General features: G+C 70.3%; 5 protein-coding genes. All 5 read left to right on the forward strand.

From position 1 onward, the window contains the following. Positions 1–1,077: efflux RND transporter periplasmic adaptor subunit (locus D180_RS08390; RefSeq protein WP_017912443.1), on the forward strand; the 1,077-nt coding region annotated here is incomplete at its 5' end. A 10-nt stretch (positions 1,078–1,087) separates the two neighbouring features. Continuing rightward, a complete protein-coding gene (locus tag D180_RS08395; protein ID WP_017912444.1) occupies positions 1,088–4,216 on the forward strand; it encodes an efflux RND transporter permease subunit in 3,129 nt (1,042 codons plus the stop codon). Continuing rightward, on the forward strand, positions 4,213–5,655 hold the full coding sequence (locus D180_RS08400) for an efflux transporter outer membrane subunit (protein ID WP_017912445.1): 1,443 nt from the start codon (positions 4,213–4,215) through the stop codon (positions 5,653–5,655). The genes D180_RS08395 and D180_RS08400 overlap by 4 nt, the downstream gene beginning before the upstream one ends. Before the next feature lie 624 nt (positions 5,656–6,279). After that, positions 6,280–7,137 carry a PA4780 family RIO1-like protein kinase gene (locus D180_RS08405; RefSeq protein ID WP_017909291.1) on the forward strand — a complete coding sequence of 286 codons (858 nt, stop codon included), beginning with the start codon at positions 6,280–6,282 and terminating at the stop codon, positions 7,135–7,137. A 270-nt stretch (positions 7,138–7,407) separates the two neighbouring features. Continuing rightward, the coding region (locus D180_RS08410; protein WP_017912447.1) for an alpha/beta hydrolase at positions 7,408–8,344 on the forward strand (937 nt) is incomplete at its 3' end.

Below are 8,344 nucleotides of genomic sequence, written 5' to 3' on the forward strand. Positions count from 1 at the left end.
GTGGGGGTGCTGACCCTGGGCGCGCGCACGCTGCCGGTGGAGCGCACCCTGGCCGGCCGCACCGTGGCCTACGAGACCGCCGACGTGCGCCCGCAGGTCGGCGGGCTGCTGCGCCAGCGCCTGTTCCAGGAGGGCCAGGAGGTCAAGGCAGGGCAGGCGCTGTACGTGATCGATCCGGCGCCGTACCAGGCCGCCTACGACATCGCCCGCGGCAATCTGGTGCAGGCCGAGGCGGCGCTGGCCAGCGCGCGGCCCAAGGCCGAGCGCACCCGCAGCCTCACCGACATGGACGCGGCCAGCAAGCAGGACGCCGACGACGCGGTGTCCGCGCTGCGCCAGGACGAGGCGGCGGTGGTCGCGGCCAAGGCGGCGTTGCAGGCGGCGCGCATCAACCTCGACTACACCCGCATCACCGCGCCGATCTCCGGCACCATCGGCACCTCCGCCTACACCGTCGGCGCGCTGCTCACCGCCGCGCAGGACGCGGCGCTGACCACCATCCAGCGGCTGGATCCGATCTACCTGGACGTCACCCAGTCCAGCACGCAGATGCTGGCGCTGCGCCGCCAGCTTGACGCCGGGCAGATCCATGCCATCGACGGCAAGGCGCAGGTGCAGGTGCGGCTGGAGGACGGCAGCACCTATCCGCATGCCGGCACGCTGGAGTTCGTCGGCACCCAGGTCAACGCCGGTACCGGCAACGTCACCCTGCGTGCGGTGGTGCCCAATCCCGAACACCTGCTGCTGCCGGGCATGTACCTGCGCGCGGTGCTGCCGATGGCCACCGACCAAGGCGCGGTGCTGGTGCCGCAGCAGGCGGTGACCCGCGACAGCAAGGGCGAGCCCGTCGTGAAGCTGCTCGACGCGCAGAACAAGGTGGTGGAGCGGCACATCCGCACCGGCGAGGCCATCGGCCACGACTGGCTGGTGGAGTCCGGGCTCAAGCCGGGCGAGCGCCTGATCGTGGTCAACGGCAGCCGTGCCGAACTCGGCAAGCCGGCGCAGCCGTATCCGGTCACCGCCGCCCAGCTCGATGCCGCGCCGGCGCTGCCGGGCGACGACGCCCAGGCCGACTGAGGACTCCCGCATGTCGCGCTTCTTCGTCAACCACCCGGTGGTGGCCTGGGTCATGGCCATCGTCATTGTCCTGATCGGCATGCTGGCCATCCATGGGCTGCCGGTCGAACGCTATCCGCACATGGCGCCGCCCACCATCACCGTGCGCGCCACCTACACCGGCGCCTCGGCGCAGACGGTGGAGAACACCGTCACCCAGCTGATCGAGCAGTCGCAGCAGAGCCTGGACCACCTGCTGTACATGACCTCCACCAGCGCCTCGGACGGCACCGCGCAGGTCAACCTGGTGTTCGAGACCGGCACCAACGCCGACACCGCGCAGGTGCAGGTGCAGAACCAGTTGCAGTCGGTGATGTCGGTGTTGCCGCAGGCCGTGCAGCAGAACGGCCTGGTCATCACCAAGTCCAGCGGCTCGCTGTTCGAGGTGGTGGCGTTCACCTCCGACGACGGCAGCATGGACAACTTCGATGTCGCCAACTACATGGAATCGAACATCGACGACCAGATCAGCCGCGTCAGCGGCGTCGGCAACATCCAGCCGATGGGCTCGGAATACGCCATGCGCATCTGGCTGGACCCGGAGAAGCTGCGCAAGTACGCGCTGATGCCCTCGGACGTGGAGAACGCGCTGCAGTCGCAGAACACCGACGTGTCGGCCGGCGAGATCGGCGGCCAGCCGGCGCTGCGCGGGCAGCGCCTGGACGCCACCGTGACCACCCGCAGCCGCCTGCAGACCCCGGCGCAGTTCGGCGCGATCGTGCTCAAGAGCGATGCCAGCGGCGCCGCCGTGCACCTATCGGACGTGGCCAGGATCGGCCTGGGCCCGGAGACCTACGACAGCATCACCCGCTTCAACGGCAAGCCCTCGGCCTCGCTGGGCATCGAGCTCAACTCCGATGCCAACGCGGTGGAGACCTCCAAGGCCATCGACCAGCGCCTGCAGGAACTCAAGCAGTACTGGCCGCACGGCTTCAACTACCACATCGCCTTCAGCACCACGCCGTTCGTCACCACCTCGATCAAGGAAGTGGTCATCACCCTGATCGAAGCGGTGCTGCTGGTCGTGGCGGTGATGTACCTGTTCCTGCAGAACTGGCGCGCCACGCTGATCCCGACCATCGCCGTGCCGGTGGTGCTGATGGGCACCTTCGGCGTGCTCGCCGCGTTCGGCTACTCGATCAACACCCTGACCATGTTCGCGATGGTGCTGGCGATCGGCCTGCTGGTCGACGACGCCATCGTGGTGGTGGAGAACGTGGAGCGGGTGATGGGCCAGGAAGGCCTGCCGCCGAAGGAAGCGACGCTGCGCTCGATGCAGCAGATCGGCGGCGCCCTGGTCGGCATCGTGCTGGTGCTGACCGCGGTGTTCGTGCCGATGGCGTTCTTCAACGGCGTCACCGGCGTGATCTACCGGCAGTTCTCGATCACCATCGCCGCCTCGATGATCCTGTCGGTGCTGGTCGCGATGACCCTGACCCCGGCGCTGTGCGTGACCATCCTCAAGCCGCTGCACCAGGGCGAGGCGCCGATCGGCTCGCACGGGCGCCTGGGCTGGTTCTTCATCTGGTTCAACACCCGCTTCCGGCACCTGTCCGAGCGCTACCGCACGCTGGTCGAGCGGGTGCTGGGCAAGCGCGCGCTGGGCCTGCTCGCCTATGCGCTGCTGATCGCGGTCACCGGCCTGCTGCTGTGGCGGCTGCCCGGTGCGTTCCTGCCCGACGAGGACGAGGGCATGCTCAACGTGCTGGTCAAATTGCCGGCCGGCTCCACCCTGGAGCAGACCCTGGCGGTGACCGACCGGCTGACCAAGGCCGCGCTGAAGGATCCGGGCGTGCGCTCGGTGCTGTCCTCGGCCGGCTTCAGCGTCACCGGCGCCGGCCAGAATGTCGGCATGGCCTTCGTCCGGCTGAAGGACTGGGACGACCGCGACGACGATGCGGCGACCATCGCCGACCATCTGAACAAGGCGCTGGCCGACGTGCCCGACGCGGAACTGTTCGTGACCTCGCCGCCGGCGATCACCGGCCTCGGTGACGCCTCCGGCTTCACCTTCGAACTGATGGACTACGAAGGCGCCGGCCATGCCGCCCTGGTCGCCGCGCGCGACAAGCTGCTGCGGCTGGCCCAGCACGATCCCAAGCTGATGAACGTGCGCTACGCCAGCCTGGAAGACGCGCCGGTGTACGCGGTCAAGATCGACGATGCCAAGGCGCAGGCGCTGGGCGTGGACCCGGGCGACATCAACGCCACGCTCAACAGCGCGCTCGGCGGCGACTTCGTCAACAACTTCATCTACAAGGGCCGCATCAAGAAGGTCTACGTGCAGGGCGACGCCGACGCACGCATGGCGCCGCAGGACCTGGACCGCTGGACGGTGCGCAACGGCGGCGGCGACATGGTGCCGATGTCGGCGTTCACCCGCTCGCACTGGACCAGCGCACCGGCCGCGCTGGAACGCTACAACGGCGTGTCGGCGATGGAGCTGACCGGCCAGGCGGTGCCCGGGGTCAGCTCCGGCGCGGCGATGGACGCGATGGCCGAACTCAGCAAGCAGTTGCCGCACGGCTTCGGCTACGCGTGGTCGGACATGGCCTACCAGGAAAAGCTGTCGGCCAACCAGGCGCCGGCGCTGTATGCGATCTCGCTGCTGTTCGTGTTCCTGTGCCTGGTGGCGCTGTACGAGAGCTGGTCGATTCCGTTCGCGGTGATGCTGGCGGTGCCGGTGGGCGTGTTCGGCGCGGTGCTGCTGATGACCCTGCGCGGCCTGGAGAACGATGTGTACTTCCAGGTCGGTCTGCTGACCACGGTCGGCCTGGCGGCGAAGAACGGCATCCTCATCGTCGAGTTCGCGCGCGACCTCGAGCACCGCGGCGAAAGCCTGCTCGCCGCCACCCTGCACGCGGTGCAGATGCGCCTGCGACCGATCCTGATGACCTCGCTGGCGTTCCTGCTCGGCGTGCTGCCGCTGGTGTTCAGCAAGGGCGCCGGCTCGGCCGCGCGCCACTCGCTGGGCACCGGCGTCACCGGTGGCACGCTGGCCTCGATCACCCTGGGCCTGTTCTTCGTGCCGCTGTTCTACGTGATCGTGCGCCGGATGTTCCCGGGGCCGGCGGTCGCCCACCCGGAGACGCAGGCATGAGCGCGCTGACCCGCATGAGCGTGGCGGTGGCCACGCTGCTGGCCCTGTCCGGCTGCACCCTGGCGCCGACCTACGTACGCCCGGCGGCACCCGTGCCGGTCGACCTGGCGGCGGTCGACGCGGCGCCCGCCGCGGGCGCCGCCACCGACACGCTGGCGATGCCGGACTGGCAGCAGGTGTTCCTGGATCCGCGCCTGCGCCAGACCATCGCGCTGGCCTTGCAGAACAACCGCGACCTGCGCGTGGCGGTGCTGTCCATCGACAAGGCGCGCGCGCAGTACCGCCTCCAGCGCGCCGCGCAGTTGCCCTCGTTCGACGCCAACGCCAGCATGAGCCGCGGCCGCAGCAGCGCCGCCAGCAACGACGACGGCGTCTCCCAGGTCAGCACCAGCGACACCTTGCAGGTCGGGCTCAGCAGCTGGCAGCTGGATCTGTTCGGGCAACTACGCAGTCTCAAGCAGGAAGCGCTGCAGAACTGGCTGTCCAGTGCGGAAAACCAGCGCAACGTGCGCCTGACCCTGGTCGCCCAGGTCGCCGCGGCGTGGCTGACCGTGGGCGCGGACCAGGCGCAACTGGCGCTGGCGCAGCAGACCCTGGACAGCCAGGCGCAGACCCTGCAACTGACCGAGCGCCGCCACAGCATCGGCAGCGCGTCCGGGCTGGACCTGGCGCAGCAGCAGACCAGCGTGGAGTCGGCGCGCGTGGCCGTCGCCAGCGCCGCCACCCAACTGGCGCAGGCGCGCGATGCGCTGCAACTGCTGGTCGGCGCGCCGGTGGACGCAGCGCTGCTGCCCACCGCGCAGGCGATGCAGGACAGCGTGGCGCTGGCGCCGCTGCCGGCGCACCTGTCCTCGACGGTGCTGCTGCAGCGCCCGGACGTGCTCGCCGCCGAGCACAGCCTGCAGGCGGCCAACGCCGACATCGGCGCCGCACGCGCGGCGTTCTTCCCGTCGCTGAGCCTCACCGCGTCCACCGGGCGCAGCAGCGATACGCTGTCCACGTTGTTCTCCGCCGGCAGCCGCACCTGGTCGTTCGTGCCCAGCATCACCGCGCCGATCTTCCACGCCGGCGCGCTGAAGGCCTCGCTGGACGCCTCCAAGCTCGGCAAGGACATCGCCGTGGCGCAGTACGAGAAGGCGATCCAGTCGGCCTTCGCCGAAGTGGCCGACGCCCTGGCCACGCGCGACCACCTGCAGGCGCAGCTGACCGCGCAGCAGGCCCTGGTCGACGCCAGCCAGCGCAGCTACACCCTGGCCGACGCGCGCTACCGCGCCGGCCTGGACGGCCACCTGCCGGTGCTGGATGCGCAACGCTCGCTGTTCGCCGCGCAGCAGGCGCTGATCGCGCTGCGCCTGCAGGACGCCAGCAACCGCGTCACCCTGTACCAGGTGCTCGGCGGCGGCGCCGACGCCCAGGCCCAGGTCGCTGCCTCGCCCTGAGCCGGAACCGAGGCAGCGCGAGGCCGGGCCTGGGCTGGCCTGCGGCGAGCTTGAGGCCAGCCTGAGGCTGGCACGAGCATGCAGAAGCGTCGCCACGCACGACGCTCTTCTGTGGGAGGGACTTCAGTCCCGACGCAGGACAGTTGGATGCCGTCCAACCGTCGACCAAGGCGAGGCCCTATGCGACATCCCCGTGGCAACCAACACGGCAGCCGCCGTACTGCCGTGTTCATGACGGAACCTGACCGTGCGCAAGCATGCGACGTCCGGTTTCCCAGTGCGGGAGGCGCTTCCTGTGGGAGGGACTTCAGTCCCGACGCGACGGCAGTCGAACGCCTATCCAACCATCCACCCAGGCAACGCCTCGCGCGCGTCCTCGCCGCAAACAACACGACAGCCCTGCGCCACCGTCTTGAAAGCTGAACGCGGCGGTACACCTCGGCGGCCGTCGTAGACAAATGCCGGGCGCCGCCGCGCCGCCCAATCGTTCGTCGCACAGGCCGCAAGCCGCTCCGTACGTATCTTCGGCGCGTTGGCGACACGGTCGCGCCGTACCGGCACGCCGGGCACCACGCCAGCCTTGGGCCATAATCGCGGCGACTCACTCCAGGTATGCCGCACCCGATGAAGATTCCCCCGAGCCTGCAGCCGCTGATCGACGATGGCGTCATCGACGGCGTGCTGCGCCCGCTCAAGAGCGGCAAGGAGGCCGCGGTCTACGTGGTCCAGGCCGGCGACGACGTGCTCTGCGCCAAGGTCTACAAGGACATGGCGCAGCGCAGCTTCCAGGCCCGCGTGCAGTACCAGGAAGGGCGCAAGGTGCGCGGCAGCCGCCAGGCGCGGGCGATCGGCAAGGCCAGCAAGTTCGGCCGCCGCGAGCAGGAAGCCGCGTGGAAGGACACCGAGGCCAACACCCTGTACCAGCTGGTGGACGCCGGCGTGCACGTGCCGCAGCCGCGCGGCTACTTCCACGGCGTGCTGCTGATGGACCTGGTCACCGACGCCGACGGGCAGAGCGCGCCACGCCTGGGCGAGGTGGAACTGGAACCGGAGCAGGCGCGCGCCTTCCACACGCAGCTGGTCGGCGACGTGGTGAAGATGCTGTGCCTGGGCCTGGTCCACGGCGACCTGTCCGAATACAACGTGCTGGTCGCCGCCGATGGTCCGGTGGTGATCGACTTCCCGCAGGTGGTCAGCGCCGCTGGCAACAACGCCGCCCGCAGCATGCTGCTGCGCGACGTGCACAACCTGCGCGACTGCCTGGGCCGCTTCGCGCCCGAGCTCAACGCCACCCACTACGGCGAGGAGATGTGGGCGCTGTACGAGAAGGGCACGCTGCGCCCGGACAGCGCACTCACCGGTCGCTTCACCTTCGACACCCGCCGCGCCGACGTGCGCGCCGTGCGCGCCTCGATCGAGGACGCGCGGCAGGAGGCCATCATCCGCCAGCAGGGCCGCGAGGCCGCCGCGCAGGACGACTGAGCCACGTTCCGGCGCGCAGCGCGCAAGTCCATGCTGCGCCGCAATGTGGCGGCGACGCGTGCGCGCCCGGTCGCCAGCGCGTGCTCCAAGCTGCGCAATGCCTCGCCGCGCCTGCATTGCACGCGCATCCGCGCCGTGACGATCGGCCGCCTGCCGCTGACCCGTCGGCTACCGCGCATCGGCGTTCCAGTTCGCTTATTTGCGGAAATGGTTATCGAGAATAACAATCCGCCCGACGCCGCTTGCGCAGCCGCCCCGGGAGGGCCACCCATGTATTTCGATCCAGACGTCGTCCGTTTCTTCGCCCAGGCCCAGCAGTCCGGGCAGCCGCCGATGGAGGAACTGCCCTTGCCCCAGGCGCGGGCGATGATGCGCGGCGTCGCCGCGCAATTCGGTTTCCCGCGCGTGGAGATGGCCGAGGTCCGCGACCTGCAGGCACCGGGTCCGGCCGCGCCGATTCCGCTGCGCCTGTACCGCCCGCACGGCCTCGACGGCGGTCCGGCCCCCACTTGCCTCTATGCACACGGCGGTGGCGGCGTGGTCGGCGACCTCGACTCGCACGACGACGTGTGCCGGCAACTGGCCGCGCGCGCCGGCTGCCAGGTGCTGGCGGTGGACTACCGGCTGGCGCCCGAACATCCGGCGCCGGCCGGCATCGAGGACGTGATCGCGCTGGTGCACTGGGTGGCCGCGCACCCGGGCGAGGTCGGTGCCGATCCGCAGCGCCTGGCCGTGGCCGGCGACAGCATGGGTGGCGCCCTGGCGGCGAGCGCCGCGCTGGACGCGCGCGATGCCGGCATCGCCCTGCGCTGCCAGATCCTGATCTATCCGCTGACCGACGTGCGCCCGGACAATCCCTTCCCCTCGCGCGTGCACAACGCCGGCATTCCGCCGCTGACCGAAGCGGCGATGCGCTACTTCGACCGCCAGCTGCTGCCGGACCCGTCGCTGGCATCGGACTGGCGCATCTCCCCGGTAGTGGCGCCGGACGTGGCCGGCGTCGCCCCGGCGCTGGTGGTGCTGGCCGAGCGCGATGCGCTGCACGACGAAGGCCTGCACTACGCGCAGCGCCTGCGAGAGGCGGGTGTGGAAACCCTGGTGCGCGTCCACCCCGGCATGATCCACGGCTTCATCAACATGGGCAGGGTGATGCGCGCGGCCGGCGAAACCCTGGACCTGGCCGCGCTGCTGCTGCGCCAGCGGCTGG

This window comes from Xanthomonas sp. SHU 166 (genome assembly GCF_000364685.1).
Lineage (GTDB): Bacteria > Pseudomonadota > Gammaproteobacteria > Xanthomonadales > Xanthomonadaceae > Xanthomonas_A > Xanthomonas_A sontii.